The organism is Stenotrophomonas sp. PD6 (assembly GCF_049199305.1).
GTDB lineage: Bacteria > Pseudomonadota > Gammaproteobacteria > Xanthomonadales > Xanthomonadaceae > Stenotrophomonas.
In genome coordinates this window covers 1-317 of record NZ_JBLZQD010000019.1, presented here as the reverse complement: position 1 = coordinate 317, position 317 = coordinate 1, and the positions used below count along the sequence as shown (strand labels likewise).

General features: G+C 58.4%; 1 protein-coding gene. It reads left to right on the top strand.

What is annotated here, in order from left to right; all coding sequences use genetic code 11:
* On the top strand, nucleotides 1-188 hold a 188-nt coding region (locus ACOZHM_RS18825), incomplete at its 5' end, for a hypothetical protein (protein ID WP_421570827.1).
* Nucleotides 189-317 lie beyond the last annotated feature (129 nt).

Below are 317 nucleotides of genomic sequence, written 5' to 3'. Positions count from 1 at the left end.
CCGACCCTCAAATTTGTGGGGGGGCAAAAGAAAACGCCACATGGGCCCCACGTTGGGGCGCCACCTGTCTCGATCATTTCAATGCGCTATCGGGCGAGAGCAACCATAGGCGCGTTGCCGTAGGCAACAAATTGGCTGCTCCCAATCTCTCAATGTACGGCAAAGAAAGAGGGCGCTTTCGCCGTTGACTTTGATTACCCATGGCCACCGAATAACTGTCGGGGGTCGGCGGGGGCGGGTTTGCGGGACCGCAGAAAACATGGATGTTTTCTACGAGCCCCCAGGGGTGAAGGCGCACTGCTTGCGAGGCACTGCCT